This window comes from Variovorax palleresanus, assembly GCF_051144945.1.
Classification (GTDB): domain Bacteria; phylum Pseudomonadota; class Gammaproteobacteria; order Burkholderiales; family Burkholderiaceae_C; genus Variovorax; species Variovorax paradoxus_S.
Map to the genome: position 1 here is coordinate 2,853,385 of NZ_JBJNVP010000002.1, position 25,269 is coordinate 2,878,653.

The 25,269-nt window shown below is 59.0% G+C and carries 27 protein-coding genes and 1 pseudogene; 21 read left to right on the forward strand and 7 right to left on the reverse strand.

What is annotated here, in order from left to right; translation table 11 throughout:
• Window positions 1–4: 4 nt before the first annotated feature.
• The 4 genes from ACJ7Z0_RS17340 to ACJ7Z0_RS17355 all read right to left on the reverse strand — a co-directional run bounded on the left by ACJ7Z0_RS17340 (window position 5) and on the right by ACJ7Z0_RS17355 (window position 2,704).
• Window positions 5–1,036 (reverse strand): hypothetical protein, encoded by a 1,032-nt coding sequence (locus ACJ7Z0_RS17340; protein WP_434790812.1) that lies wholly within the window; start codon window positions 1,034–1,036, stop codon window positions 5–7.
• 53 nt (window positions 1,037–1,089) lie between these two features.
• The gene (locus ACJ7Z0_RS17345; protein ID WP_434790813.1) at window positions 1,090–1,431 is read right to left on the reverse strand and encodes a hypothetical protein; all 342 of its coding nucleotides are present in this window, start codon (window positions 1,429–1,431) and stop codon (window positions 1,090–1,092) included.
• A 275-nt stretch (window positions 1,432–1,706) separates the two neighbouring features.
• The gene (locus tag ACJ7Z0_RS17350) at window positions 1,707–2,321 is read right to left on the reverse strand and encodes a BRCT domain-containing protein (RefSeq protein ID WP_434790814.1); all 615 of its coding nucleotides are present in this window, start codon (window positions 2,319–2,321) and stop codon (window positions 1,707–1,709) included.
• A complete protein-coding gene (locus ACJ7Z0_RS17355) occupies window positions 2,318–2,704 on the reverse strand; it encodes a hypothetical protein (RefSeq protein WP_434790815.1) in 387 nt (128 codons plus the stop codon). The genes ACJ7Z0_RS17350 and ACJ7Z0_RS17355 overlap by 4 nt, the downstream gene beginning before the upstream one ends.
• A gap of 160 nt (window positions 2,705–2,864) precedes the next feature.
• On the opposite strand from ACJ7Z0_RS17355, the gene ACJ7Z0_RS17360 reads away from it, so the two are divergent.
• From ACJ7Z0_RS17360 to ACJ7Z0_RS17400, 9 genes are all read left to right on the forward strand, one after another.
• Window positions 2,865–3,305 carry a helix-turn-helix domain-containing protein gene (locus ACJ7Z0_RS17360; protein WP_434792679.1) on the forward strand — a complete coding sequence of 147 codons (441 nt, stop codon included), beginning with the start codon at window positions 2,865–2,867 and terminating at the stop codon, window positions 3,303–3,305.
• A gap of 71 nt (window positions 3,306–3,376) precedes the next feature.
• On the forward strand, window positions 3,377–5,623 hold the full coding sequence (locus tag ACJ7Z0_RS17365) for an AAA family ATPase (RefSeq protein WP_434790816.1): 2,247 nt from the start codon (window positions 3,377–3,379) through the stop codon (window positions 5,621–5,623).
• Window positions 5,624–5,715: 92 nt separating this feature from the next.
• Window positions 5,716–7,353: an AAA family ATPase gene (locus ACJ7Z0_RS17370; RefSeq protein WP_434790817.1), complete on the forward strand. Its 1,638-nt coding sequence runs from the start codon at window positions 5,716–5,718 to the stop codon at window positions 7,351–7,353.
• 47 nt (window positions 7,354–7,400) lie between these two features.
• Window positions 7,401–8,222 carry a hypothetical protein gene (locus ACJ7Z0_RS17375; RefSeq protein ID WP_434790818.1) on the forward strand — a complete coding sequence of 274 codons (822 nt, stop codon included), beginning with the start codon at window positions 7,401–7,403 and terminating at the stop codon, window positions 8,220–8,222.
• A gap of 96 nt (window positions 8,223–8,318) precedes the next feature.
• The gene (locus ACJ7Z0_RS17380) at window positions 8,319–9,485 is read left to right on the forward strand and encodes a hypothetical protein (protein WP_434790819.1); all 1,167 of its coding nucleotides are present in this window, start codon (window positions 8,319–8,321) and stop codon (window positions 9,483–9,485) included.
• 150 nt (window positions 9,486–9,635) lie between these two features.
• Window positions 9,636–10,523 carry a DUF4238 domain-containing protein gene (locus ACJ7Z0_RS17385; RefSeq protein ID WP_434790820.1) on the forward strand — a complete coding sequence of 296 codons (888 nt, stop codon included), beginning with the start codon at window positions 9,636–9,638 and terminating at the stop codon, window positions 10,521–10,523.
• Window positions 10,524–10,680: 157 nt separating this feature from the next.
• The gene (locus ACJ7Z0_RS17390) at window positions 10,681–10,998 is read left to right on the forward strand and encodes a hypothetical protein (protein ID WP_434790821.1); all 318 of its coding nucleotides are present in this window, start codon (window positions 10,681–10,683) and stop codon (window positions 10,996–10,998) included.
• Window positions 10,999–11,250: 252 nt separating this feature from the next.
• Complete coding sequence (locus ACJ7Z0_RS17395) at window positions 11,251–12,189, forward strand: hypothetical protein (protein WP_434790822.1); 939 nt, start codon at window positions 11,251–11,253, stop codon at window positions 12,187–12,189.
• 85 nt (window positions 12,190–12,274) lie between these two features.
• On the forward strand, window positions 12,275–12,616 hold the full coding sequence (locus ACJ7Z0_RS17400; protein WP_434790823.1) for a hypothetical protein: 342 nt from the start codon (window positions 12,275–12,277) through the stop codon (window positions 12,614–12,616).
• Window positions 12,617–12,939: 323 nt separating this feature from the next.
• On the opposite strand, the gene ACJ7Z0_RS17405 is transcribed toward ACJ7Z0_RS17400, so the two are convergent.
• On the reverse strand, window positions 12,940–13,173 hold the full coding sequence (locus ACJ7Z0_RS17405; RefSeq protein WP_434790824.1) for a hypothetical protein: 234 nt from the start codon (window positions 13,171–13,173) through the stop codon (window positions 12,940–12,942).
• A gap of 402 nt (window positions 13,174–13,575) precedes the next feature.
• Between ACJ7Z0_RS17405 and ACJ7Z0_RS17410 the strand changes: the two genes are divergently transcribed.
• From ACJ7Z0_RS17410 to ACJ7Z0_RS17435, 6 genes are all read left to right on the forward strand, one after another.
• A complete protein-coding gene (locus tag ACJ7Z0_RS17410; RefSeq protein ID WP_434790825.1) occupies window positions 13,576–14,574 on the forward strand; it encodes a chymotrypsin family serine protease in 999 nt (332 codons plus the stop codon).
• On the forward strand, window positions 14,574–14,813 hold the full coding sequence (locus ACJ7Z0_RS17415; RefSeq protein ID WP_434790826.1) for a hypothetical protein: 240 nt from the start codon (window positions 14,574–14,576) through the stop codon (window positions 14,811–14,813). Before ACJ7Z0_RS17410 ends, ACJ7Z0_RS17415 begins: the two co-directional genes overlap by 1 nt.
• A gap of 36 nt (window positions 14,814–14,849) precedes the next feature.
• Window positions 14,850–16,193 carry a phospholipase D-like domain-containing protein gene (locus tag ACJ7Z0_RS17420; RefSeq protein WP_434790827.1) on the forward strand — a complete coding sequence of 448 codons (1,344 nt, stop codon included), beginning with the start codon at window positions 14,850–14,852 and terminating at the stop codon, window positions 16,191–16,193.
• A 309-nt stretch (window positions 16,194–16,502) separates the two neighbouring features.
• Entirely contained in the window at window positions 16,503–17,270 is a 768-nt protein-coding gene (locus ACJ7Z0_RS17425; protein ID WP_434790828.1) for a TIGR04255 family protein, read from the forward strand.
• Window positions 17,271–17,272: 2 nt separating this feature from the next.
• Window positions 17,273–17,749 (forward strand): hypothetical protein, encoded by a 477-nt coding sequence (locus ACJ7Z0_RS17430; RefSeq protein WP_434790829.1) that lies wholly within the window; start codon window positions 17,273–17,275, stop codon window positions 17,747–17,749.
• 353 nt (window positions 17,750–18,102) lie between these two features.
• Window positions 18,103–18,267: a hypothetical protein gene (locus tag ACJ7Z0_RS17435; protein WP_434790830.1), complete on the forward strand. Its 165-nt coding sequence runs from the start codon at window positions 18,103–18,105 to the stop codon at window positions 18,265–18,267.
• Between the two features lie 402 nt (window positions 18,268–18,669).
• Here the strand turns inward: ACJ7Z0_RS17435 and ACJ7Z0_RS17440 are convergent, their stop codons facing one another.
• Entirely contained in the window at window positions 18,670–18,939 is a 270-nt protein-coding gene (locus tag ACJ7Z0_RS17440) for a helix-turn-helix domain-containing protein (protein ID WP_434792680.1), read from the reverse strand.
• Between the two features lie 41 nt (window positions 18,940–18,980).
• Here ACJ7Z0_RS17440 and ACJ7Z0_RS17445 point away from each other — a divergent pair, with 41 nt between their 5' ends.
• Window positions 18,981–19,469 carry a hypothetical protein gene (locus ACJ7Z0_RS17445; protein WP_434790831.1) on the forward strand — a complete coding sequence of 163 codons (489 nt, stop codon included), beginning with the start codon at window positions 18,981–18,983 and terminating at the stop codon, window positions 19,467–19,469.
• A gap of 100 nt (window positions 19,470–19,569) precedes the next feature.
• On the opposite strand, the pseudogene ACJ7Z0_RS17450 reads toward ACJ7Z0_RS17445, so the two are convergent.
• Window positions 19,570–19,782 (reverse strand): annotated as a pseudogene (locus ACJ7Z0_RS17450) (magnesium chelatase domain-containing protein); the annotation flags it as partial.
• Between the two features lie 214 nt (window positions 19,783–19,996).
• Between ACJ7Z0_RS17450 and ACJ7Z0_RS17455 the strand changes: the two are divergent.
• The 5 genes from ACJ7Z0_RS17455 to ACJ7Z0_RS17475 all read left to right on the forward strand — a co-directional run bounded on the left by ACJ7Z0_RS17455 (window position 19,997) and on the right by ACJ7Z0_RS17475 (window position 25,234).
• Window positions 19,997–20,821: a TorF family putative porin gene (locus ACJ7Z0_RS17455; RefSeq protein WP_434790832.1), complete on the forward strand. Its 825-nt coding sequence runs from the start codon at window positions 19,997–19,999 to the stop codon at window positions 20,819–20,821.
• Between the two features lie 67 nt (window positions 20,822–20,888).
• On the forward strand, window positions 20,889–21,227 hold the full coding sequence (glnK, locus tag ACJ7Z0_RS17460; protein WP_007833403.1) for a P-II family nitrogen regulator: 339 nt from the start codon (window positions 20,889–20,891) through the stop codon (window positions 21,225–21,227).
• Window positions 21,228–21,255: 28 nt separating this feature from the next.
• The gene (locus ACJ7Z0_RS17465) at window positions 21,256–22,788 is read left to right on the forward strand and encodes an ammonium transporter (RefSeq protein ID WP_434790833.1); all 1,533 of its coding nucleotides are present in this window, start codon (window positions 21,256–21,258) and stop codon (window positions 22,786–22,788) included.
• A gap of 263 nt (window positions 22,789–23,051) precedes the next feature.
• On the forward strand, window positions 23,052–23,984 hold the full coding sequence (locus tag ACJ7Z0_RS17470; RefSeq protein WP_434790834.1) for an SMP-30/gluconolactonase/LRE family protein: 933 nt from the start codon (window positions 23,052–23,054) through the stop codon (window positions 23,982–23,984).
• Between the two features lie 362 nt (window positions 23,985–24,346).
• A complete protein-coding gene (locus ACJ7Z0_RS17475; RefSeq protein ID WP_434792681.1) occupies window positions 24,347–25,234 on the forward strand; it encodes a LysR substrate-binding domain-containing protein in 888 nt (295 codons plus the stop codon).
• Window positions 25,235–25,269: the final 35 nt, after the last annotated feature.

The window sequence follows — 25,269 nt, forward strand, 5'->3', positions numbered from 1 at the left end:
GTGCTCAGATTGCTGTTTCGCGCAACGGACGGCCGATCTTGCTGACGTGATCAAAGCTGTAGACGTGCTCGCGCGCCGAACGTCTGCAACGACCCACGATCCGCCCTGGGAAGTCTTTGCCACCATCGAACAGTTCGACGCTAGCATTGCAGGCAGGGCACGAAGACGAATAGCGAGCGAACATCAGTCCGCCGACGCCGCCGTCGGCCGATCGCCGAAGTTCCAGCGTCACGTTGTCCTTCGATAGGGGAATCAACAATGTGGGCGCCATCACGATCCTCAGCTCGAAAAGCTCGCCGAAGAAGCGAAACAGTGAGACGACGCCCAGTCCCAGCAGCAGAACGCTAGCCACGCTCGTCAGGTCGGCCGGACTGAGAGGGCGAGAGATCCGAACGCCGACATAGAGCAACAGCCAAGCCAGGAGCAGGACGCTGATCAATGCCGACATGATGACAATCATGATCGACCACCGGATCGGAGCGGACCAGCGAACAAAGCCGGTCCGCAGCGCCTTGCTAAGAAATGCGCCTGGCGCCGCGACGGCTTCTGTCGTGTAGTAGATGCCGCCTTCGGGGATCGCCGGCACCGGCTCCGGCGCCGCATCGTGGGGGACCGGATCAGCTTGGATTCGGTAGACCGAAGGGCTGCCTTGGACCTTTTCGAGCCGCGGGATGTACTGCAACCCCTTGCGTCGAGCAGCCTCGATCATGCCCTCGGTCCAGCCTTTTTCCTCTTTGACCAGGCGTGCCCAGTGAGGGCTCAGCCATGCGCTGGCTTCCTTTGCGGCCTCAGGTGCAACACCGCTCTTGAGATTCAGTGTCGTGATATCGGTCGATTTGCCTTCCTGCACACGCGCGATGGTCTGGATTGCCAGTTCTCTGAGGACCTCGAACGCCTTGTGCCGAAGCGGCAACTGCGTGTTCGTGAGGTAAGCGAGCACTACCGTTGCAGCCTGCGCCTGTGGGTCAAGCACGACCTCCGGAGAGGGTCCCGGGAGGGTTTCGGACTGCATAGCGATCGTCATGGTGCCGAGCATAAGGCCCTCCAGCACCTCAAGGATTTCTCATGGCATCGCGAATCTTCAGACATTCACGCCAACGGCACCGGGCACGGCGCACGCAGCAAAATCCCCGCCCACGTGATCCGCGTGGTACCCCGCACGAGCGCGCGATCCAACGTCTTGCAATGGAGTTGAAGGCGCGCGAAGGATTGATGGGTCTGTTCCATGCCGGGGTCACGTGGCGAGCCTTTGCCTGTCTTGTGAATCTGAGCACTGCGGTTGCCGTGGAGACCGAGAAGTCTCTCAGGATCGGAAGCAGCCGGTTCGTGCCCGACCTTGTCGTGAGATGCATGCGCACCCATCGGATCCTGCTGGTGGTCGAGATATGGCATACCCACACAGTCAGCGCGAAAAAGAAGGCGGCCTTTCATGCGGCGGGATTCCCTTGGGTCGAAGTGCGCTCTTGGCACGTGATCTCGCGAACCCGCCGCCAGCCGCTGCCGGTCCTCGACTGGGCCGGGCCAGGTCTCCCGCAGTCACCCGAGCAGCATTCGCTTTTTCACTCGGAGGGGGATTGGACAGTGGGTGACAGACGTGAGCTCGCGGGCGACCACCTTGCCTCTGGCCATGTCGCTGAACTGCCACCGGGGTTGAGAATCCAGTCGATATTCAGTACCGACTCAAGGCTGGCTTCTTGATACAGCTGTCAGCCGCGCAATGAAGCGGCCCAAGTGTCTTCATGCACGATGAACAGGGGCACGCCGGCTTCCTTGTGCTGAATGGCTTTCTCGATCTTGGTGCCGAAGCTACCGTGCTTCCATTCCGCACTGCCGAGGCCACCGACCACAAGGTAGTGCAGCTTCTTGCTGACGCCTGCAATCGTCCCGCCGCGCGTCTCGATGGCCTGCTCACAGAGCTTGCGCGGCCCGAAAACGAAGTCGCCGGTAAAGCAAAAAAGCTTGTTGGGAACCTCGATCCCTTCCAAGCGATCGATTGGCAACTCGGTCACGAAGCCCGCATCCGCAATCTCGTCCAGCTTGCCGCCGACAAGCTGACGCAAGGTCTCGGCGAGATGGCTGCGTTCTTCCTCGGTCACAAGCCCGTCCGCCAGGATGCTTTCGACCTGGGCTTTGATCACCGTGCCTGGCCACGTCAGGGCAACTGTTTCCGCGCCGCTAAGCCATGACTTGAGGAACTCGATTTCCGCATCGTTGAGATGTCCGTCAGACATGATGCCCTGGACGATGCCGACCAGCGCCGCACATGAGGTGCGCATCTCGTTTCGGAAGGCTGTCGCCTGGCGCTGATAGATGTTGATCACTCGATGCCCCCGGGTTCGCTTGCTGCCTTCCAGATTACAGAGGTATCGCCAGTGAATGTGACCGCCATCCCGGTCAAGGTGCATGTGCGCGTGTCTCCAGCAACAAGATCGATGGAAAGGTCCTCGCCACGTAGCCCTTGCCACATGGCCAGGTAGTGCAGCGTCCCTACACGCTTGCCCGCCTTGATGGCTTTTCCTCCGCCTACCCACGGGAGGCTTGGCAATTCACCACGCGAAGCCTGTGCGGCCATTTCGGGAGATTCGTTCGCCTTCTCGATTCCCCTGAGCCATGAGCAAATGAGGCCTTTGTCGGGGCCGTTCCATCGTTCCGCCCAAGACTCGCCCTGAGGTAAGGCAGCATTGCAACTGCATTCAACGATCATGCTGGCTCCATTCGAGAGGCGTACGAGGAATATGCAGGGCGCATCCTAACGCTCGACTCGCAGGCAATCATGCGCGTGAACCCTCAGATGCCCCCGGGTCCATTTGAACGAGACATATGCGACGCCGAGGCTGCGAGTATGAGGCATGCACAATGCCGGCATGCCAAATATTGCGACCATCCTCAAAGCCGAAATCTCGCGCGTTGCCCGGAAAGAAGTTCGCGCGGAAATCGAAGCACTCAAGAAGGCCTCAGCGAACTATCGCTCGTCAATCGCCGCGTTGCGTCGACGGGTGGAGGCACTGGAGAAAGAATTGCGACTCACCGTCAAAGGCTCTGCGTGGCGCGCTTTGAAAAAAGAGGTCATCGAGGAGTCTGCAGCCCCCATAGCGCGTCGGTTCAGCGCCGGGCGTTTAGCCACCCACCGGAGCAGGCTCGGGCTATCGGCAGCAATCTACGGCAAGCTGGTGGGAGTCTCGGGGCAGACGATCTATCACTGGGAGCAAGGGAAGGCCCGCCCGCGTGCAGCACAACTTGAGAGCCTTGCGTCTGTGCGAGAACTGAAAGCTAGGGAAGTCTCTGAGAGGCTCGAAGGCTTATAGAAGGCAAGCATTCTCGAAGCCAATGCGGGGCCATGCGCTCAACGGCTTCCTATCGAAGCGGAGGGAGTGAGATGTTCAAAGGCATTAAGAGGATCAAGCGGCTAGGAGTTTTTGGCGATTATTCCCAGCCCTCGGGGACTGCTGACTTCGGGGTTAAAAACATCATCTACGGATGGAACTACTCCGGCAAGACGACACTGTCGCGCGTGTTCTCTCACTTAGAGCGGGGCGACTTTCCGCTTGATCTCGGCGGTTATGCATTCGGCGTCGACACTGATGTCGGGCAAGTCACCGAAACCAACGCGAAGACGAGTGGCCTCGTCGTTCGAGTTTTTAACTCGGACTTCGTCCACGACAATCTAAATTTCGGCGGCTCGATGGCCCGCCCTATCCTGCTTCTGGGGGCCGAGTCTGAAGAGGCTCAGAAAAAGATCGTCGATCTGGCCGAGTTGCGGAAGCGGGTCCATCAGGCGACTGCAAAGCAGGAGAACAAGGCCGCGGCGGACGACAAGGCATTGGCCGACTTGAAGAAGAAAGCCGCGGCGGTGACCAAGGAGGTGCTGCAGCTCACGGAGATCTACACGGCGACGCAACTCGAACGGGATCTGGCAGTAGTAAACCTCGGCATCGACTGCAAACTGTCGAACGAGCAGTTGGAGGCCGACACGAAGCTTGTCCGGACTTCGGAGCACGACGCATTGCCTGAGCTGGCCATTCTCGACGCGAAGAGCATGTTGCCTGAACTGTGGAAGGAAGCAGGAGAGCTGCTCGCGCAGAAGCCGGAGATGGCCAACGCTATCGAATATCTGACGCAGCATCCAGCGATTGCTCGCTGGATCGAGACGGGGCTTCCTTTTCATGAGCACAAGCAGAACTGCGAGTTCTGCGGCAACCCGTTGGATCCCGCGCGAGTAAAGGTGCTTCGGGATCACTTCTCCAAGGACCAGGCGGACTTCAAAAGCAAACTCGAGTCGCTCATGCTGCGGGTTTCCGAGCAGCGGGTTGCGTTTGCGCCGCCTAGTTCCCTGGCTCTCAATGCTCAGTTCCGCGATCGTTACGCGGCGGCGGTCGATGCGGCCCTTGCAGCAAGCGAAGACCACGACAAGCTCGCCGCTCGACTTGTACAAGAACTTCAAGAAAAGATCTCGGCGCTCTTCGTGTCCCGCGAACACGCGGCGCTTGACCAAACCGCCGTGGAGGCTTGGATCAACGCGGGCGCATCACTAGATGAGATTATCCACGAGCACAACCAACTCGCGAGTCATTTCCCGGAGGAGAAGCGCAACGCAATCAAGCGCGCCAGGCTGCATTACGCGCAGGTACTCCACGAGAAAGAAAGTCTGGAAGACCGGGCGAGGAAGCGAGCGCGCTTCGACGCACGCGCGCGAAAGCTGAAAGCATTTGGCGAAGCGGTGGAAAAGCAAAAGCAAGAGCTCGAAGCCACGATTAGTCAATCGCAGAAAGGCCGGGAGGAGATCAACAGACGCATCGATAACCTGCTGGGCTCGGACAGCGTGCAGATCAAGGTCATAGAGCTCCAAGGCGAGGAGCGGTTTCAGCTCGTGCGTCGCGACGGCAGCGTCGCCAAGCATCTGAGCGAGGGGGAAAAGACGGCCATCGCCTTTTCGTTCTTCCTCACCAAGCTCCAAGAACTCAAGGACTTCGACAAGGCGATCGTCTACATCGACGATCCGATCTCAAGCTTGGACAGCAACCACATCTTCCAGGTGGCTGCCACGATACGGGAGGTGTTCTTCGAGCAGGCTGGAGGCCCCGGCGGGGAGTGGAAGACAAAGTGCCGACAGGTCTTCTTTTCGACCCACAACTTTGAGTTCTTCGGACTACTTCGCGAGCTACCAATCAATCCAAAGAAAACGTCGAACTATCTGGTCAAGCGGATCTCGCCCGATGCGTCGACCTTTGAGAACATGCCTGTTTCAATGTCCAAGTATGCGTCCGAATATCACTTCTTGTTCTCCGTTCTCGACGAATTCAGGAACGCGACGGACAAGTCGGACTACAAGGTGCTGATGCACATTCCCAACGCCGTGCGGCGCTTCGTGGAGCTCTATACCTATTCCAAGTATCCCGACGGCATCGGTGGAACCGTGGATCAACGAGCCGAGAAGCTATTCGGAATCGAGAAAGCCAAGCGCATTTTGAAAGTGCTGCACTACTTCTCGCATGCCAACAACATTGAGCGCATCGCGACCAACACGGACTTGATCTGCGACATCGAGGCCGCGGTTGACGAGCTAATATCGCTAATCGAATCGAAAGACCCGCTGCACTTCGAAGCCCTGAAAGCTGCGCTGTAGGCATGGCACATTCCACGACAATGGCCGACTCAGGTCACGGTTGCGAGTTTCATTGCTGCTGCAACAACCGCTAGATTTTTGAGGAGGACGAGGTGGCTAGTTCCGGGAGCGAAGGGCGATTCAGTGTTGTCTTCAGTGGCAGGCCGGATGACGACGGCCCTGCCTACTCTATTTCCATAGTTCCAAGTCAGCAGGAATGGAACGACTTTGGGCACCAGTCTCACGTCACCATCACCATTCGGGGCAAAAAGGGCTCTGCGAAAGCGGTCGTGGCGGGTTTTGTTGGGTTTCTCAGCGGTGCAGCGAGTGGGGCGGATACCCTCAAAGACCTACTTGCTCGCACGCCGCGCTTGGTCGTTCCCGCAGACCCTGACAAGCATCGATTCTTCACCATGCTTCGAGACAGTCAAGCCTATCGGACCGTCGTTCAGACCTTTGGTCCAGAAGATGGCTCGGAGGCCTTGCGAGCTGTAAGAGATCTAGTGGCGATCGGGGAGTTCGATCCAACCGCACAGATCCTTGAGTTGGCCGCCGCAACTGAAGTGTTCGCAATCTCGTTTGTTCGAGACGCCGAATCATTCTTCGCTTTCAAGAATGCGGGCTCCATTCTTCGAGGCTTGGAAGCTGAAACACTGGGGCGGCTGTCAGAGGAGTTATTCGTGCGATTCCAGTTGCCTGGGCATGAAAATGAGCATCAATTGGAGTTCAGTTTCGACCATAGCGGAGTATTGCCGAAGCGCATGGCTGTTGTAATCGGAAAGAACGGCGTTGGAAAGAGCCAAACGTTAGGACGTCTTGCTCGCGCGGCGTTGAAGGGCGGACCTGAACTCACAGAGAAAAATGGAGGGCGACCCACTGTTAGTCGCTTGCTTGCTTTCGCGCCGACGAATGAGGCAGAGTCGGTGTTTCCCTCTGACCGTCTGAAGCACGCGAGGATTCAGTACCAACGCTTTTCGCTCAATCGATCCAGACGATCAAGGCGAAACGAATACGCCGGCGATCTCGTGATTCAACTCGCCCGCTCCGATGAGTCCATAAAGGGCTTCGACCGGTGGATGATCTTTCTCGACTCACTCAAGGCGTTGGCGAAGCCTGAGGAAATCTGCTTGCCTACACGCAGCGGAGAACAACCCTTTGAACCCGTCTCTGGATTCCGCAACGGGAACGAGTCAACGGTCTTGAGGCGTTTCGCGTCCATCGACCCACGCAAGGAGCCGGTGCGCTTGATCGGCGCGAAAGGCCTGCCGCTCAGCAGCGGCGAGATATCGTTCATAAAGTTTGCAGCTCAAGTCAGTCTCCACATTGAGAACGGATCGCTGATCCTGCTTGACGAGCCGGAAACGCATCTGCACCCAAACTTCATAAGCCGATTTGTGAAGCTGCTCGACGGGTTGTTGGAGCGGACAGGGTCGGCGGCAATCATCGCTACTCACTCAGCGTATTTCGTTCGTGAAGTGTTCGCGGAGCAGGTCACTGTGCTTAGGGTTGACGAGAGCCGATTCGTCACCGCGGAGAAGCCGAGGCTTCGGACGTTTGGTGCCGATGTCGGCGAGATCTCAGTCTTCGTCTTCGGTGAAGAAGACCAATCAGATCATGCCGCGGACCTGCGAGAACGGCTGCTCTCGCAGAACATGCAGTGGCAGGAGATCTACGAACGCTACCGCAACGAACTCTCTTCGGAGTTCCTGAACGTTCTCAGGGCGACGAACGAAGAGCGAGGTGGTTCGTGAATTCTGTACCTCTACCAGCAGTAGACGATTTCGGTGCCTTGACGGCCGTGGCAAACAACACCCAGGTAAAGAGCTATCCTGAGCTCCTACCGGCGCTACCAGCACTCCTTGCTGCGTATGCACAGTATGAGGCTGTGTCGGGCAATGCCCACTTTGTCCAGCAGATTGGTCTCACGAATCAGCAGAAGGACTTTTTGCGCGCGCACTACAAGAGCCCGCCAACGGCGCTTGGATTTATCAAGACGCTGAGAGCTGAGAATTCCCACAAAATCTGTCCGATGTGCGGGTCGACACATCGCGGCACTCTAGATCACTTGCTTCCAAAGGACGGTTCTCCAGAGTTCGCTGTCTTTTCGCGCAATCTGGTTCCTGCTTGCAACTGCAATACGAAGCGCGCTACGAACACGGTTGGTCCTCTCGCGGGGCAGCGTGTACTACATCCCTATTACGACAAGTGCTTGGCATCACGGTTGATAGCGGCGCGATTTGATGATTTGGGCCGTGTGCCAAAAGTGACGGTTAGGCTGCGCTTGCCAGTGGCCAGACCCGAGCACGCCGCGGTAGCCTTTCACTTGGAGACAGTGATCAGCAAGACGGACATACAGGGCTTCTTGGCGACCCGATGGACCAAGATGTGCCGACGTCCCGCATCGATCATCCGAGATTTCAGAGTGCGCCCGCCTTCTCCGAAGGCTTTGCGTAGGACACTTGTCCTCGAACTGCGCGAGCTTGATGAAGAGCATGAGGGACGCAACAACTGGAAATCAGTGTTCGTTGCTGGATTGCTTGACAGTCATGTGATCGCATGGCTTTACACGGCATTGAATCGACCCGGGCGGCTAGTCTCTGGGCCTCTGATCGATGCGTAAACCCATCGTCAATGGGAGGATCTGCGGTGATTCTTTTCATTCGCCAGAACGGGAATCGTCGTGCCTTTTGCAAGTACTCCATCCGGTAGTCCGCGCGTGATCCTCCCAAATCTCAAGTTCTTATCGCGTGAAAATGCGCTAGCCCTGCTGCCTGTTCCTTCAACTAGCGTCGAGAAAATTGATGCTGCGCTTCATAGGCTCAACCAAGGTGAGAATGGAGGAATCGCCGGGTCGATTGAAAGACTGACGCGCATCAACAAGGCGACTCGCTTCAATACAAAGTCGTGGGGTCGATTGAAGCAGGGCGCGTCCGTGAAAACTGCTGTTTCCTATTCGTTCATAACTTTCGATGAAGAAGCAGACCCCGCAGACCACGTGGTCTCATTTTGCGCTTTCTGTCACACGTCCACGCAGGCTCCAATGCTGTTGGTTAGCTTTGACCGCTGCTCGGGCGCACGACCAACGAGCTTGGCCGAACCGGGAAACACCTATGTGCTCTCCCGTCGCGTTATCTCCCTACCGCTGCAGTGTGTGCTGAAGCATTGGGGTGATCCAACGAAGGGGCACATGATTTATGAACATGACATATCACCGATGGACCACGCAGGTTCAGAACTACGTGAGAGGTTCAAGTCTGCGAGATACATTGGTCTAACTTCACGAAACTGGCAAACCCGTTATCGAGAGCATCAACGTGACGCTTTGACAGGAAGTGAGTTGCTCTTTCACACCACGTTGGCATCTGTCTTTCCCGAGGGAGGCATCGCCCAGGCGGGCATGGGATCGTTTGAAATTGTCCGATGCGGGTTGTGCCTTACTTCCGAGCTTGAGTATGTAAATCTGACATACGGGGAAGCCATGCAGGTTGAAGAGCAACTTGTCGAGCGGACACTCAATCCTGCGGGACTGAACATGATCCCAGGAGGGTTTGCGGGCATCAAGTTGCTTCACAAACTCGGCTTCTTAAAGCGATCTACGGCAACCGCTGAGGAGAGAAACCTTGCAGCGACGAATTACGTCCTTCAGAAAAAGCGGATAAGCAGCCCGGCACCTTGGATCTCTGACCGATGGCAAACGGATGAGTACTACGAGAGGGTTGTGCTCAATCGATCAAAAACTCTCAGTCGAGAACAGATCCTTAGCATTCGCCAATACGGCCTTAACTGGAACGGAGCTCCCGAGGTGATCGCTAGTCTGTCGGGTGCAAGCGCACGACAAGTTCGAGACATCTTGCGCGGAAAGTACTATTCCCGCGTGAAGTAGTCACCATTGATGTTGATGCCCGGTTGCTAAAGTCTTTTCAGCGGCGGGCGGAGATTCGGCATGTAATTACCCCGATCTACCTTCATGCTTGGCTGATTGATTGCTCATGAACTTTCTGTCCGCAATCGCGCGTGAAGCTAGGATTGCTGCATGGCCACCCATGTCAACCATCATTACATTCCAGATTTTCTTCTCAAGACTTGGCTCAGCGGCCCCGACAAGAAGTTAAGCGTCTTCAAAATCTTGCCTGATGGGCGTCTTCGACATGATCGGCTTGGCTCAAGGGCAGTGGCACACGAAGCGCATCTTTACTCCTTGCGCCGTTCCGAGAGCGACCCTGATACGAGGATCGAAAATGAGTTTTTGGCGAAATTGGTTGATGGCCCGGCAGCCATTGCACATGCTCAGATGCTGAAGAGCGGTCTGGCATCCCTAACTGCAGAGCAGCGTGACGACTGGGCGAGATTCTTGGTGGCCGGACTGGTTCGCATACCTTGGATGATCGAGCAGTTCCGTGACATCGGACGTCGTGAATTGTTGACTCAGTTTGAGAGCATGGCCACTCACGCAGGTCGACCTGAAGCTGCCAAAACGATGCTGCAACCGCGCTTCAAGGATGTGCTTGATGACCACGGAATGGAAACATTCGTCAAAGCAATTCGGTCGGAGAAATACGTTCGGTGGGTTAACGAGGCAGCCTGGTCGCTTGTTACCCTGCCTGCGAAAGTTGAGAGCACCATCATTGGCGATGCACCCGTCTCCTACTTCGGTGAGCTGATGGAAAACGCATTTGCCCTAGTCGCACCCATATCTCCAAGGCATCTTTTTTCCTGCACCAGCAACGCCCATTACCACTCGCTCCTCGAAGGGATGACGCCAAAGGCACTCCTCAAGGCGACGAACAAGAGGATGGTGCAGCACGCGGCCGATTATGTGTACGCCGTCGATCAAGCTCATAGGCCACTAATTGAAAGGCATCTGGGGAGAGGGCGTCGACTTCTGAATGAACAACACTCTAAGGGAGCGGGTTTGTCTTAAAGAGTTAGACGCTTGGAGCAACGCGACATAGGCTGGGCGCCGTGTGCCGCATGGGCACCAGTCGATCGAGGGAGGGTCGCTGACCCGCGGCTGATCGAAACCCTCGAGGGCACGAGCAGCCCCCCAAGTTCTCCAGCTCAAGGCATTGATCGAGAGCATGCTGGTCGACCGCCATCGTTGCATTGCCGCTCCCGCGAAACTCAATCTTGGCCAGCCTGCGCACTTCGTGGACTTCCACGACTGTCAAGCGCGCCGCGGCAAGATCATCGCCATGAGGGGCATGCAGGCGACGGCGCTGGAAGAAGGCATCCCCTGGCTGGCGCTGCAGGGCTATCACCGTGCGGAACAGCACGATGAGCAAGCTTCCTATGAGCCGCCACCAGGACCCGCCCGGGCGATAACCCATACGCGCGAGCTGCAACGCGGAGGCACCGTGACGTTCACGACCGAGATAGTCACAACTGGCGTGACGTGATCGTGTGGCATAAACCAACGCCCGGCCAACTCGGCACAGGCGATGGCGCAACTTGTCGGATACCGTTCTATGCGCTGCGCCATGTGCTTGACGTCTGAGCGCCATCGATCTTTTCAAGCCGTTCGTGTCAGGAGGGCCTTGAGGCCGCGCTTATCTTGCAATGGGGAAGATCGCCGCGGCGATTCCGGAGCGTGGCGGCGGCGAACCGTGGGTTCACCCTTGGTGAGGGCCCGTGCCATCAATCAGTCTGTGATGGATTTGATACCGGATCTGGTGCAATATCACCCCGATCATCAAGCGGAGGATGCAATGGGAGCTTTGGTCGCCAGTAAATATCCGACAAGGTTGTTCCTGAAAGCTGCAGATCACACCTATGTCGAGTGCGGGGCGGGCGCAACGGGGTGGTCCTGTTGGGGGGGGAAAGCAGGAGGAACCCCTTTCAATACCGGAACAGGCAGTACCAAGCGCGCTGATGCGATTGCCGAACCCAATGAGCGAGCAGGCATTACAACTTACCTAGTGAATGGTGTCTGCCATCAAGCGGCAAACCGCATCCTATTCCCTGCAAAAATTCAAGTGAGCAATGCCCGAGGCTACTTTCTGTCTCGATCGATCTTCGGCTCCTACGGAAAACCTTCGCTATTCAACCACCATGCCCACGTAAGTGGGGATCTGCCGGCGTGCCTCGGGGTCCCGCAGAAGGGTGGTCAATCTGGCGGACTGTCTGCAGCTCAAGCGATGAGCAAACAGGACATCTTGCTGTTGAAAAACACCAGCAGGAGCCATGATCGCCTCAGTCCTTCACAACGTCCGGCTGACCCTGTTGCTGTGCTGGATTGGATGAAAGCCAATGTCCGGCTCTTTGAACGAGAGGTTTCGCTTCAGTTTAGAGAAAAATTAGATTCTGGGACGATGGCTAAGTTAAAGGCTGCGAAAGTGGAAGTTGAGATGGACCACTATCAGATGTCGCGGGCGTTCTTGCGCGGCCTGCTCAAAGCGCATGACTTCGTCCTTGCGTTCAACGAGATGACCATGAGGTTTCAGGATAACTGCGCGAACACGTTAAGCGAGGGCGCCTATGAAACTATGTTTGCCGTCCGACGTGATGAGCGCCTAGTACTTGCGGACCCAGACGCTGTCGACGCAGCATTTGGCGTGGGTACCGCAGCGAAAGTCTATGGGACTCGCTGAGTTCTTTGGTAGAAAGTTGTGCATGGCAGGGGAACATGGCCCATATGGCCGGCGTCTCACACAGCGACAGTACGAATTGGCTGTGGTGGATCTGCACAGCCGTGCGCGACTTGAGGGGGGGACGTTGGATGAAGAGGTGATCGAGCGCCGAGAGTTGGATCTCACAATCGACTACCGTTTGGGGATCGAGTTTCCGAAGGAGCGCCGCGAGCAGCTATGGCGGGTGCAGCGGCAGGTCGAGAAGCGTAGGTTGAAGTTCCTCGTCGGACGGATTGCGGGCAAACTCGCTCCGAGCTGGCTGTATGGCCAAACGAACTGGTTGGCTCGCTTCGTCATTAGCGAATATGGCAGGATCTTGACACCTCGCGAACTAGCGGCGTACTTTGGTGATGAACAAACAAACGGGTCGCCAAAGCCGCCGAAATAACCTGTCGCTCGAGTCTCTTCCCTGGAGGCTTCCCGAAGATCGGCGCGCAGCTTCGGTGCAAATTGCGTTTTGATCACTGCGTGATGCTTCGTGAGGGTAACTCTGCAGCCCCTGACGTGCGGAATGATCGTTCTGCTGGAACGTTGGTGCCGGATAGTAGCGAACGCGTGTTGACGTCGAAGCGCCCAGTCTTCAGCTGCCTGGCGCCCAGCGATGGGGCAGCAGCTCGCCGAGTCGCGCCAGGTGTGTTGGCAGCGATCTGTAGCTTCTCGTCGGAAAACGGTGTGTGGGAGGCGAGAGTTTCGCCCTTAGTTAGGCAGCCTTCATTTGCCACGGCTTGAACCGGCAGAATCAAATGCGGGGAGGTTTGCGCGAAGCCGCAGCAGATTGAATTCCTCGATGACCGCCGCCTCGATCTCCTGTTTTGTGGTCGGCTCATCGTCAAACATGAAATTCAGCGAAGCGCGGTGCCCGTCGAACGTCGCAATTGCGTACTCAAGCCAGTTGTCATATCCCCCTGGTGGAGGCGGAAGTGTTTTGCTCGTGCGTGGGGGCATGACTGTTCCTGCTAGTTGTTATCAGCCACGGTGTACCCGACCATGCCGATAGCTATCGCCAACACCGCGAAAACGACCAGCCTGCACAAGGCAACAAGGTAAAGGCACATTGGACTTGTGGTGTGAAAGAACGTCCGTGGGCTGATCGTACTCAGGGTGGAACCATTTTGTCCACGTCCAGTCACCCCAACACAGAGGTTCGTCGATAGAGATGCGGCCCGCGTAGAGGTGCTGAACGCTTGCAGCCCTTGCTTCTCACGTTGGTGGAGCGGGAGCCGTGGAACTCCATGCTCCTTCGGCTGAAACGGATCACCGCAGGCAACAAAGCTGGGTGCGGCCGTGCGATAGACAGCAGGTCGCGCTGCTCGTACTATTCTCTGCAGAATGACAGGAGGGGCAACGATGGCTGCGACTCAACGAAAACTTCTGCAGGCGCTCGACTACGTCACCATGGGGAGCGGCCCACAGATCGAGACGTTGGGTTCGGTTCGCGCGTCGCACTTCAGGAAGGTCAATCACGCCGCCGAAGACGACAACGTCGTCGCCATCGGCATTAGCGAGAAGTTCGTCGAGAACCGCGCATCCGGAGAGCTCACGCTTTGCTTCTACGTGAAGAAGAAGCAACCGCCCAGTCGGGTCTCTGTCGACAAGGCTATTCCTGGCGTCATCAACATGCCTGGCGACGAAGCTGTGTTCACAGATGTCAAGGAACTCGGCGAGGTGGTGCCGGAGATGGCGCTTCCCCAAAGAAAAAAAAAGCCGATCCAGAGCGGTTTCAGTGTTGGCCATTTCAAGATCACCGCAGGCACCGTGGGCGCCATCGTGCGCAAGGGCGGCAGGTACCACATTCTGAGCAACTCGCACGTGCTCGCCGATAGCGGCAAAGGCTCCGCCGGCGACGCGGTCCTATATCCAGGCCCCGATGACGGCGGAACACTCGCCCACAGCCAAGTGGCACGGCTTGCGGAGTTTTTCCCGTTCGACAAGAGCGGCAGCTACGGGAATCAGATGGACGCTGCGCTCGCCGAGATCGATGAAGCGCAGGTACCGAATCTTGACCTCGCGATCCATCGCGCGGCCTACCCTCTGAAGATGGCGGTCGCCAAACGCGGAATGACGGTAGTCAAGTCAGGACGAACAACGGGTAAGTCCGAAGGAAATGTGATCGACGTCAACTTCCGCGTGCTGCTGACGTATCCGGGCGTAGGCAAGATCGGCTTCCTCGATCAGGTTCTGTGTACCCGGTACACGGGCGGGGGCGACTCCGGATCGCTTGTCGTGGACAAGGACACGGGAAAGATCGTCGGCCTGCACTTCGCGGGTGCGAACAATGGAAGCGTGTTCAACCCCATCGGTGTCGTGAAGAAGGCACTGGGGTTCCGATTCGTAGCTCCGATCTGATGGCTACCGAGAAGGCTGCCAACAAGGCGCGCGAGCAGTTCGCTCAAGAACTCTTCGACCAGGGCGTGCATGCGCTGCAGGTCGACGCGCTGGAGGGTGGCAAGGCCTTCTGCCTCATCGCTCACGTTCCGCAGAAGTTCGGAAAAAGCTTGCCCAACCAGCTGAAGGTCAGTCTGGGCACCAAGGAAGTAGAAGTACCGCTCGTCGTCCGGGAGTCAGAACCCTTCAAGCCGGAGTGACGCTTTTTACCCGCCAATGGCAGGAAGAGGATGAACATGCCCGCATTCGTAGAACGCAAGCTCCCGCAAGATGGCCCCCAGGCCGTGAGGGCCGCGGAGTTCGAACTGGAACTGGTGCCGCGCAACTGCAGGTTGTCGCAGTACGAGCGGCTCGCAAACATACGCCCGGTGAACGTCACCGACGAAGTCATCGCGTACGCTTCCCCGGACTCCACATACGCGGTGACGAAGAAGTTCTTCGACGCTGCTAAGAAGTCGATCCGCATCGGCATCTACGACTTTTCGTCGACGTACATGAAAAAGCTGGTGCTCGACGCCCTGGGACGTGGCGTGGAGGTCACGCTCATGCTGGACCTGGACGGCCAGAAGGAAGAGCGAGTTGTGCAATCCCTGGAGGAAATGGGCGCTGAGTGTGTGCCCGCACCCGCCTGCTCCAGCCAGCGGTCCAAGTATTTCTCGTCGTGTCACCAGAAATTCATAGTGATCGATGACGTCTGGACGCTCGTGCAAAGCGGCAATTACTCCGACCACAGCATTCCTCTCAATGAGCTCGACGGCGGAGACCCGGACAACTTCCGCACTGGTAACCGAGATACGGGCTTGGCCATCAAGTCACGCAAGCTCGCCACTTTCTTCACGAAGGTGCTGCGCTCGGACATCGAGCTCGAGCTGAGTGGCCCGGAAGCCCTAGGCGCGGTCCGTGCGGAGGAGCCGATGTTCCTCGTTGAGGCCGCGCCCACGAAGATCCCCAAGGACCTGTTCAAGAGCAAGAGTTTCCAGTTCAGCGCGGATAAGCCCCTGCCGATCCTTCCCGTGCTCAGTCCCGACAACTACATGGACGTGATGCCGGACGTCCTGCGCACAGCCAGGAAATCCATCCTCATCGAGCAGCAGTACATCCGCGGCGCGCAGGCCGACATCACCATCCTGCTGGACGCCGTGGCCGAGGCTGTCGAGGCCAATCCTGACCTCGACATCCGCATCGTGCTGGGCAAGCTGTTCGACGCCAAAGACGTGCCCAAGGAGAAGTTGAATCTCAAGCACCTGAAAGACACGTATAACTTGATGCTCGGCGCCAACATCCGGTTTATCAACGAGGACCGGTTCGTCCACTGCCACAACAAGATGATCATCGTCGATGGCGCCACCGTGCTCGTGAGCTCGCAGAACTGGTCGGATTCGGCAGTAAGCAAGAACCGAGAGGCCGGAATCTTGCTTACCAACAAGCCGATCGCGAACTATTTCACCAAGATCTTTGAGTCCGACTGGGCGACCGCCGCGTCCAAGGTGCCGTCTCCAGGCGCGAAGACCATCGGTCCGGAGACGGTGCGCAAGGGCGGCTACATCCAGGTCGCCGCTGCCGACTATCGCGAAGTCTGAGCTTTCTACAGGTATCGCTCAGGAGCCTGTCCTGAACTGGTTCTGCGACAGCCAAGGAGACCGACTCCAGCTTCAAACGCTGGATTGCGCTCACGCGCCTTTCCACGCACCCCTGAACAGCCGCATCGGGGCGGTACAGCCAGCCGGATCCGATTGGTCTCGATGGAGGATGGAATCGGTTTGGCCATGTTCGGGCGATCCGTTCGGCATGTGCCGAGGCGCATTGAGGGGTGGTCGCTCAGCCCTCGCTCTAAAGCACTCTCAGCTTCCGCGAAAATTCTTGCTACAGTTGCCCGCATGGGGACACTCGTGGCCGACCAAATCACTTTCGGAAAACCGCCGGTCAATGAAGTTGTGCTCGGAAGGCACTTCCTCCAGCGGCCTGACTTCGTCGCGCCCTACTTTGGAACGTTCTGGAGCAAGATCCGTGATCGATTCCCGAAAGTTGAGCAAACCCAACCGGTGTTCTCGCCCCAAGAGATTGTTTTCCTGGACCCAGGCACCGTGCAGCCACGGGTTTGGTATGTGTCGGCCGACCAGGCGATGCTGGTTCAGCTCCAACAAAATCGCTTCTATTACAACTGGCGGCAACGGCCGGCCGGAGTGCAATATGGCCGATTTCCGGCCTTGCTTCGTGAGAGTTTGGACATCTGGGAGCTGTTGAATGAGGTCGCCGTCGAGCTCACGGGTCGTCCTTTCCAGACGACGGGTGGTGAAATCACGTATGTCAATTTCATCGAAATAAAGGAAGCTTCGCCAACGGAAATTGCGCAACAATCGTTGTGTGACTTCTTCTGGAATAAAAACGAACGTTTTTTGCCTCCGCCGAGTGGCTTTTCCAGGATGCTGAATTTTCCTCTGCCAGAGGCAAAGGGGGTACTTGATGTCCAACTGGGAATCGCGAAAAACGTGCAAACGGGCAATGATGCCATCAGGCTGGAGCTGACTGCCCACGCGGCGTTGGTCGAAGGTGAGTCGTACGAAGACTGGATCAATGTGGCCCATGATTTCTTGGTTGCTGCGTTCAAGGACCTGACATCCAGTCAAATGCATAAGATTTGGGAACTCCAGGAGTAGAAATGACATACGAAGCGGTGCTCCCCAACCCTGCCTCACGTGGCCTCTCCAATTTTGGACAGCCCTTTCAAGATCCTCGCGCGTTCGGCGTGCCGCCATCGGGTGCCGTGATCGGAAATGGTTTGGAGGAGTTGGATCGATTCCAAGCGGTCGAACGGAAGCTGCTTGCCCTGGATTACGCGTTCTTCGAGGACTATTCAAAGTCGCTGAATGATTTCTCCAGAGAGGCATTTTCAGTATTCATGCGCCACCAGCCATGGGCCAGTCTCCCGTTGCTGGGCGCCGAATCCGATGGAAGTTTGATCGCCACCTGGGAAAGGGATGGTGCATGTTTGACCATTCGCTTTGCTAACCGGTACGAAATAGACTTTGCGATCTCCGTTGGTACTGGTGAAGGTGCACAGAGGCATTGGGGAAAGAGCCAGATTGCTTTCTTCATTGCGGAGCATACGCAGGCAGCAAGAATCATCTCGCGCTGAAGTGCCGTTGCCACTCACTGATTCGGTCGCTCGCACATGCCGTGCAGCTCAGGTTGATGGGGGAAGGCCGACTCCGGCGGCATTCGAATTGCGCTACACAGAGGCGGGCCACGAAGCCTATGTTTCTGTGAACTGGCTTGAATTCCTTCATCAGGGGGCTGCCGACTACCAGACCAAGCTGCAAGTGCTTCGGGAATGGTTGCTGGCTCGGCCGAAGGGCGAAGTGATTGCCCCTTCAAAGAATGGTGTGCTGGCCGTCCTTCCTGTCCAAGCCGTCCAAGGAATGCCACTATCCGCGGCCAACGGCAGTCTTGACTGCGCGCACGAGCCTCGTCACGAAGGCGATCCCCACAGTGGAATTCGGCCTCAGCCTGGTGTTGAAACGTGGCCCCGCCAAGAAGATGCGCCGGGCCGACTTGCCGTTCAGCAGTTCCTCTTTCAGGCCGTTTGCCATTTCGAGGCTGGTCGCTAGCAAAGACCAGAACGGGCTCTACTGGCAGGATGCCGGTCGCGCCTGAGGAAGAAGTGCGCGTCATCGATGACGTGCCGTTGCGCGGCGGGTTTCGCAGATCACTGAATCGGTGCCCTCTCAAAGCAAGGCGTTGACTGGCGAAGAGGGGCCGCCTTCCACCGGTATCCTGTCACCGACCGCCGCGGCGCTGAAGTGGCTTGAAGTCCGTGACAGTCCCAAAGGAGTCCGGTTCGCGGGCCGGAAAAGCACACGTGGTCATTCTTGCGAGACCGCATCGCCAAGCGACAGGACGCTGGTTGACTGTGGCCGCTTTTTCCCACCAGAGGCCAGGACTGCGGAAGCTATGCCGTTCGCCCCGGATTTCTCGCGGGCGCTGATGGTGACTAACGCATGGGAGATCACGTTTCTCTAATTCAAGAGCTAAGGCGCCCGGCTGACCGCGGTTGTTCTACAGCCCGGCTTCTGCGGCCAGTTCTGCCACGGAAATCCCGATTCCGGCAGCAATGCGAACCACAACCATGACGCCGGGGTTCTGAGTCCCTCGCTCAATGCTGCTCATGTAAGACCTATCGACCTTGCTCCTATGAGCTAACTCCTCCTGCGTGAGTCCGCGCGCTTGGCGGGTCGCGCGAATAGCCATTCCCAGCGCCACCAGCGCAGGATCCAGCGCGTGTTGGGGCGAAGGGGTCGGCATGGACAAAATCGTCCGCGAATGCATACGATCGCACCACGGACGATCTTCCACATAAGGGCCTCCCAATGTTTCGTGTCGACAGTCGTTTTGAGATCCACATTCCTCCGTTTCCTGGGGATCAAGGTCAGAAGGTGCAGCAGTTTCATTTCGTCGAGCAGTGCTTCAATGTGCCGTTGTGGCATATCCAAGTACTTCCAAGGGCGGTCGGCGAGGATGACTTCCAGCGATGGAACTGCTATTTGGCGACGCGCGCCAGCGACGCGCTGGGTATCTTGCTGGGACAGCGATGGGAGAGCAGCAAGCTCCATGTTGTCCTACCGCAATACCTGATCCGCACGGACTCGATCGCCCTGGCTAGGTGCAGCGCGCTTTGGGAGTGCAGGGTTAACGGTCAGAGCAACTCAGCTGCTCTGATGTTCGATACAAGCCTGGGGTCATTCGTCGACCCGGAGTTCGAGGTGATCGAAACGGCCAACGTGCAGAGAACCGCAGTTAGATGGAGGGATTCGGAGATTGCCGGCGTGGATTTACATGCGCAAAGCAAGCGCGCCTAGGTCAAGAGTTATCCACATTCGATTGGCCAAGTTTTTCCGTACCCCAAAACGGGAGGGAAAGCGTAGTCACGACGCTACCTTGCTCAGCTGAGAAAAAAAGCGCTTGACTACATCTGATGCGCTTGTTGTTCGGAAATTCGAGGCCGGCATTCTGGATGGCCGACCGCACGCGCTCGCGGGCTTCCTTGACTTCGGTTTCCGCCAGCCCGACGAGCGTGAAGCTCGGCAGGCCGTTGGCCAAATGCACCTCAACCGTGACACTGGCCGCTTCCAGCCCAAGCAAAGCACGGCTTTGCACCAAAGACAGGCTCATTTTTATTACTCTCCCCATTGTGGTGCTCCCATTTTGGGTTGGGCTCGTGCACCGCCGGGGCCTGGAAGCCCCGCACATGAAACGTTTGTAATTTTTCATCGGGGTTTGTGGATCGGCGGGCCACAGGCGCTTCGAAGGGTGAACGAGCACTTTGGCACGCTCCCTGCTACGAAACGGTGTCCCCCCAACTTCCAACCAACCCCGAGGAGTCTCGATGATGCACCGTAAATTCGCCCAGGCAATGGCCGTGGCCGCCCTTGCCGCCCTGCCGATGCTGGCGAGCGCCCAACTTACGGGCAACGTGGCCCTGACCAGCAACTACAAGTTCCGCGGGCAGGACCAGGACATGATCGGGAAGAACGATTACGCGAAGACCAAGGGCTTCAAGCCCGCCATCCAGGGCGGCTTCGACTACGCGTTCGGCGAAAGCGGCTTCTACGTCGGCAACTGGAACTCCAGCGTCAACTGGCTGCAGGGCAACAGCATCGAGAGCGACCTCTACGGCGGCTACAAGTTCAAGGCCGGCCCGTTCGACCTGGACGTGGGCGCACTCACCTACATCTACCCGGGCAACTCCATCGGCAACACCACCGAGCTGTACGGCGCGGGCACCTGGGCCGACGAAGCCGTCGGCTCGTTCACCCTGAAGTACTCGCACACGGTGTCGAAGGACTACTTCGGCTACGCCGGCTACAAGTCGGGTTCGGGCCTGAAGGGCCGCAACACCGGCTACCTGAACCTGGCCTACAGCAAGGAAATCGTGCCCAAGCTCACGCTGAAGGCCGCCGTGGGCTACACCCGCATGTCCAGCGACATCCGCAGCCTGGGCTACAAGAGCTACGTGGACTACAACGTGGGCGTGTCGTATGACTTCGGCAACGGCCTGGCACTGGCCGGCTCGGTGCAGGGCGCCAACAAGAAGAGCTCCTACCTGGCGGTGAGCAACCCGGGCGTCGACTTCGGCTTCGGCACCTTCGGCCAGCAGACCTACTCGCCGAACAAGGCGCGCTTCATCGTCACGCTCAGCAAGACGCTGTAAACAAGCACAAGAACAAGGTGCGGCCCAAGCTGCCGCACCATTCATTCCATCCAAGAAGGAGAAAGTCATGAAGCTGGTCACAGCCATCATCAAACCGTTCAAGCTCGACGAGGTGCGCGAAGCACTGTCGGCCATCGGCGTGCAAGGCATCACGGTCACGGAAGTCAAGGGTTTTGGCCGCCAGAAGGGCCACACCGAGCTGTACCGTGGCGCCGAGTACGTGGTCGACTTCCTGCCCAAGGTCAAGATCGAAGCGGCGGTGTCCGACGACCTCGTCGACCGCGTGATCGAAGCCGTCGAGGGTGCGGCGCGCACCGGCAAGATCGGCGATGGAAAGATTTTTGTCTACAACCTCGAGCAGGTCGTGCGCATCCGCACCGGCGAAACGGGCCGCGAAGCCCTCTGACCAGCCCAGGCTCGAAAGAACAACGACTATGAAAAAACTGCTTGTCTCTCTTGCGCTCGGCTTGAGCGTGCTCACTGCCGCTTTCGCACAGGCGCCCGCGCCCGCCGCGGAAGCGCCGGCTGCATCGGCACCGGCTGCCGCTGCTCCGGCACCCGCGGCCGCGCCTGCTGCTGCCGCCCCGGCTGCAGCAGCCCCTGCCGCCGCCGAGGCAGCGCCCGCCGCGGCTCCCGCTCCTTCTTTCAACAAGGGTGACACCAGCTGGATGATGCTGTCCACGCTGCTCGTCATCATGATGACCGTCCCCGGCCTGGCCCTGTTCTACGGCGGCCTGGTGCGCAGCAAGAACATGCTGTCGGTGCTCATGCAGGTGATGGTCACCTTCTCGATGATCGTGGTGCTGTGGCTCATCTATGGCTACAGCCTTGCGTTCACCGAGGGGAATGCCTTCTTCGGCGGATTCGACCGGCTCTTCATGAAGGGGATCTTCGATCCGGCCACTGGCGTGTTCGCGCCCGCCGCCACCTTCAGCAAGGGCGTCTACATCCCCGAGCTGCTGTTCGCCGCCTTCCAGGCCACCTTCGCCGGCATCACCTGCTGCCTGATCGTGGGTGCTTTCGCCGAGCGCGCCAAGTTCTCGGCCGTGCTGCTGTTCATGGTGATCTGGTTCACCTTCAGCTATGCGCCGCTCGCGCACATGGTCTGGTTCTGGATGGGCCCGGACGCCTACACCGCCGCCAACGTGGTGGATGCACAGAACGCCAAGGCCGGCCTGATCTGGCAATGGGGCGCTCTCGACTTCGCAGGCGGTACCGTGGTGCACATCAACGCCGCTGTCGCCGGCCTGGTCGGTGCCTTTGTGATCGGCAAGCGCGTCGGCTACGGCAAGGAAGCCTTCACGCCGCATTCGCTCACGCTCACCATGGTCGGCGCTTCGCTGCTGTGGGTTGGCTGGTTCGGCTTCAATGCAGGTTCGGCCCTCGAAGCCGGCACCAGCGCCGTACTCGCCTTCATGAACACCTTCACCGCCACCGCAGCCGCGGTGCTCGCATGGTGCATCGGTGAAGCACTGATGCGCGGCAAGGCCTCGATGCTGGGTGCCGCTTCGGGCGCCGTTGCAGGCCTCGTGGCCATCACCCCGGCCGCCGGCAACGTCGGCCTGATGGGCGCCATCATCATCGGCTTCATCGCCGGCTTCGCCTGCCTCTGGGGCGTCAACGGCCTCAAGAAGCTGCTGGGCGCGGACGACTCGCTCGACGTGTTCGGCGTGCACGGTGTCGGCGGTATCGTCGGCGCGCTGCTCACCGGCGTGTTCAACACCCAGGCTCTCGGCGGCCCCGGCCTCGTGGGCGACTGGGTCACGGCCAGCGTGGTGTCCAACGGCATCGGCGCGCAGGTCTGGATCCAGCTCAAGGGCGTGCTGCTGACCATCGTCTGGTCTGGCGTGGTGGCGTTCATCGCCTTCAAGATCGCCGACCTCACCATCGGTCTGCGTGTGTCGGAAGAAGAAGAGCGCGAAGGCCTCGACATCTCCTCGCACGGCGAGACCGCATACAACAGGTAACCCCAAGCAATAGGCAACCCCCCAGTCTTCGCGCACTTCGTGTCGCTTCGCCAACCCCCCTGCTGGGGGCAACACCAGAGGCCCGGCAAAGCCGGTTCCTCGGTGTTCCACGAAGAAGGCATACGACGCAAAGGCTGGTTATAAGAACCACAAGAAGCAATCCTTTTTCAGCAAGGTCTCCTTTGGATGTTCAGCCCGCGAGCGCTTCGGCGCCAGCGGGCTTTTTTTTGTCTTCGGGGCAGCGGATGCACAATCCGGAGATCATGTGGACCACCCTCGAAGACAGCCTCTGCGAACTCGGCGAATCGCCGTTCTGGCACCCGCACGAACGCGCGCTTTACTGGCTCGATATCCCGGGGCGCGCGGTGCTGCGCACGCGCGGCGACATCGGCACGCCGTCGGCCAGGGTGGAGCGCTGGGGCTTGGCCACCGAACCCGGCTGCATGGCGCCGGCCAGGAGCGGCGGCCTCGTGATCGCGCTGCGCGACGGCATCTACCGGGCCCGCGAATGGGGCGGTGAGCTGGTCGCGATGGCGCGTGTCGAACACGACGTGCGCACCATGCGCTTCAACGACGGCAAATGCGATGCGCTGGGCCGTTTCTGGGGCGGTTCGCTCAACGAGGCCAAGGACCGCGCCAACGCCGCGCTCTATTGCTTCGATGCCCGTACCGACACCGGCGTGGCCCCCACATTGACGCAGATGGCCAACGAGGCCACCACCGCCAACGGGCTCGCGTTCTCGCCCGATGCCCGCACCCTCTACTGGGCCGACACCGCCGCGCACGTGGTGTGCGCCTGGAACTGGGACGCCGAGGCCAATTCGCTCTCGCATGCGCGCGTGTTCCACCAGTTCGAGGCCAAGCCCGAAAGCTGGACGCCTGAATCGCCCGTGCGCTATGAAGGCCGGCCCGATGGCGCCACCGTCGATGCGGAGGGCCACTACTGGGTTGCGATGTTCGAAGGCGCACAGCTGCTGCGCTTCGCGCCGTCGGGCGAGATCGTCGCCTCGGTGCCCGTCCCCGTTCAGTGTCCGACCATGCCCTGCTTCGGCGGCGACGACCTGAAGACGCTCTTCGTCACCAGCGGGCGCAAGGGTCGGCCTGCCAGCGAGATCGAGCGGCTCCCGGCCTCGGGCAGAGTGATATCGACGCGCGTCGCAACGCCCGGGTTACCTGTCAACTTCTTCGAGGACTAGGTTGAAACCTTGTCTTTCTGCCTGTTGCGTTGGGGATGATTCGTGGGGCGCTCCCGCCGACGGGGTACCTTGCTCCGCGAATGTCCCCCGGCCTGCGGCCTCCTCCTTTATTTCGCTGCGCAAGGCACCCCGCCAGCGGGAGCGTTGGTCAGAGCGGTGGTTGATCAGCCAGCACAACGGCAGCGCCCGGTGTGCACAGGGCGCCGGGTGCTCCCCGCAGCGAAATAAAGGAGGAGCCGAAGGCGGGGGACATTCGCGGAGGGGAGTACCCGGTGGCCTGTGCACGCGCCCTGAACAACAGCGCCCTGAACAACAGCGCCAAGAACAACAGCGCCAAGAACAAGACAGAAGAGGGTAAAGACATGGCCCTCCAGCACATCCCACCCATCCAGTGCCTCCTGACCTTCGAAGCCGTGGCCCGGCTGCGCAATGCAAGCCGCGCCGCGGACGAACTGTGTGTCACGCCCAGCGCCGTGAGCCACCGCATCCGCCAGCTCGAATCGCATGTGGGCTTCAAGCTCTTTGGACGCAGCGACTTCAGTCTCACTGCCGACGGCGCGGCCTACCTTGCCAACGTGCGCACCGGCCTTGCAGCGCTGCAGGCCACGCCCGGAGGCAACGCGGCGAAGCAGCAGCGCGCGACACGCCTGCGCATCGCCGTCACGCCCACCTTCAGCCGCGTGTTCCTGATGCCTCGGCTCGAATTGTTCCGCAACATCTACCCCGACATCGAACTGGTGCTGCAGGTGTCGATCCCGCTGCTCGACGTCACGGCCGAGCAAGCCGATCTCGAAGTGCGCTATGGCAGCGGCGCGTACGCCGACTGCGAACACCGCCTGCTGCTCGAGGAAGAAGTGGTGCCCGCCTGCAGCCCGAGCTACCTCAACGAGTTCGGCCCGTTCAATGGTTTCCGCACCGCGGCCGAGATTGCGAGCGCACGGCTGATCCGCAGCCCGCTCGAGCCCTGGGGCACCTGGTTCTCGAGCTGCGGCATCGACCAGCCCGAGCCGCACGTCGGCTCCCAGTTCAACGATCTTGGCCTTGTCTACGACGCAGCCGCGAGCGGCTTCGGCGTGGCGCTGGTGCGCCTGAAGATGGGCGCCGCCTGGTTTGAATCGGGCCGCCTGGTGCCGCTCTCCGACCGGCCCGTGCCTTCGCCACACCGCCACACCATCTGCTGGCAGCCCGGCACGCTCGATCGGTGGGAGTGCGCCGCCTTTGTCGACTGGCTGGCGCAGAGCCTGCGCTGAGAAGAAGGTGTGGGCCCGTGCCGCACGGCGAAGTT

Coding starts and splice junctions, on each gene's coding strand:
- ACJ7Z0_RS17340 (WP_434790812.1), bottom strand. CDS start 1,036: ATGCTCGGCACCATGACGATCGCTATGCAGTCCGAAACCCTCCCGGGA.
- ACJ7Z0_RS17345 (WP_434790813.1), bottom strand. CDS start 1,431: ATGAAAGGCCGCCTTCTTTTTCGCGCTGACTGTGTGGGTATGCCATAT.
- ACJ7Z0_RS17355 (WP_434790815.1), bottom strand. CDS start 2,704: ATGATCGTTGAATGCAGTTGCAATGCTGCCTTACCTCAGGGCGAGTCT.
- ACJ7Z0_RS17360 (WP_434792679.1), top strand. CDS start 2,865: ATGCCAAATATTGCGACCATCCTCAAAGCCGAAATCTCGCGCGTTGCC.
- ACJ7Z0_RS17365 (WP_434790816.1), top strand. CDS start 3,377: ATGTTCAAAGGCATTAAGAGGATCAAGCGGCTAGGAGTTTTTGGCGAT.
- ACJ7Z0_RS17385 (WP_434790820.1), top strand. CDS start 9,636: ATGGCCACCCATGTCAACCATCATTACATTCCAGATTTTCTTCTCAAG.
- ACJ7Z0_RS17390 (WP_434790821.1), top strand. CDS start 10,681: ATGCTGGTCGACCGCCATCGTTGCATTGCCGCTCCCGCGAAACTCAAT.
- ACJ7Z0_RS17395 (WP_434790822.1), top strand. CDS start 11,251: ATGGATTTGATACCGGATCTGGTGCAATATCACCCCGATCATCAAGCG.
- ACJ7Z0_RS17405 (WP_434790824.1), bottom strand. CDS start 13,173: ATGCCCCCACGCACGAGCAAAACACTTCCGCCTCCACCAGGGGGATAT.
- ACJ7Z0_RS17410 (WP_434790825.1), top strand. CDS start 13,576: ATGGCTGCGACTCAACGAAAACTTCTGCAGGCGCTCGACTACGTCACC.
- ACJ7Z0_RS17415 (WP_434790826.1), top strand. CDS start 14,574: ATGGCTACCGAGAAGGCTGCCAACAAGGCGCGCGAGCAGTTCGCTCAA.
- ACJ7Z0_RS17420 (WP_434790827.1), top strand. CDS start 14,850: ATGCCCGCATTCGTAGAACGCAAGCTCCCGCAAGATGGCCCCCAGGCC.
- ACJ7Z0_RS17430 (WP_434790829.1), top strand. CDS start 17,273: ATGACATACGAAGCGGTGCTCCCCAACCCTGCCTCACGTGGCCTCTCC.
- ACJ7Z0_RS17440 (WP_434792680.1), bottom strand. CDS start 18,939: ATGCATTCGCGGACGATTTTGTCCATGCCGACCCCTTCGCCCCAACAC.
- ACJ7Z0_RS17445 (WP_434790831.1), top strand. CDS start 18,981: ATGTTTCGTGTCGACAGTCGTTTTGAGATCCACATTCCTCCGTTTCCT.
- ACJ7Z0_RS17455 (WP_434790832.1), top strand. CDS start 19,997: ATGATGCACCGTAAATTCGCCCAGGCAATGGCCGTGGCCGCCCTTGCC.
- glnK (WP_007833403.1), top strand. CDS start 20,889: ATGAAGCTGGTCACAGCCATCATCAAACCGTTCAAGCTCGACGAGGTG.
- ACJ7Z0_RS17465 (WP_434790833.1), top strand. CDS start 21,256: ATGAAAAAACTGCTTGTCTCTCTTGCGCTCGGCTTGAGCGTGCTCACT.
- ACJ7Z0_RS17470 (WP_434790834.1), top strand. CDS start 23,052: ATGTGGACCACCCTCGAAGACAGCCTCTGCGAACTCGGCGAATCGCCG.
- ACJ7Z0_RS17475 (WP_434792681.1), top strand. CDS start 24,347: ATGGCCCTCCAGCACATCCCACCCATCCAGTGCCTCCTGACCTTCGAA.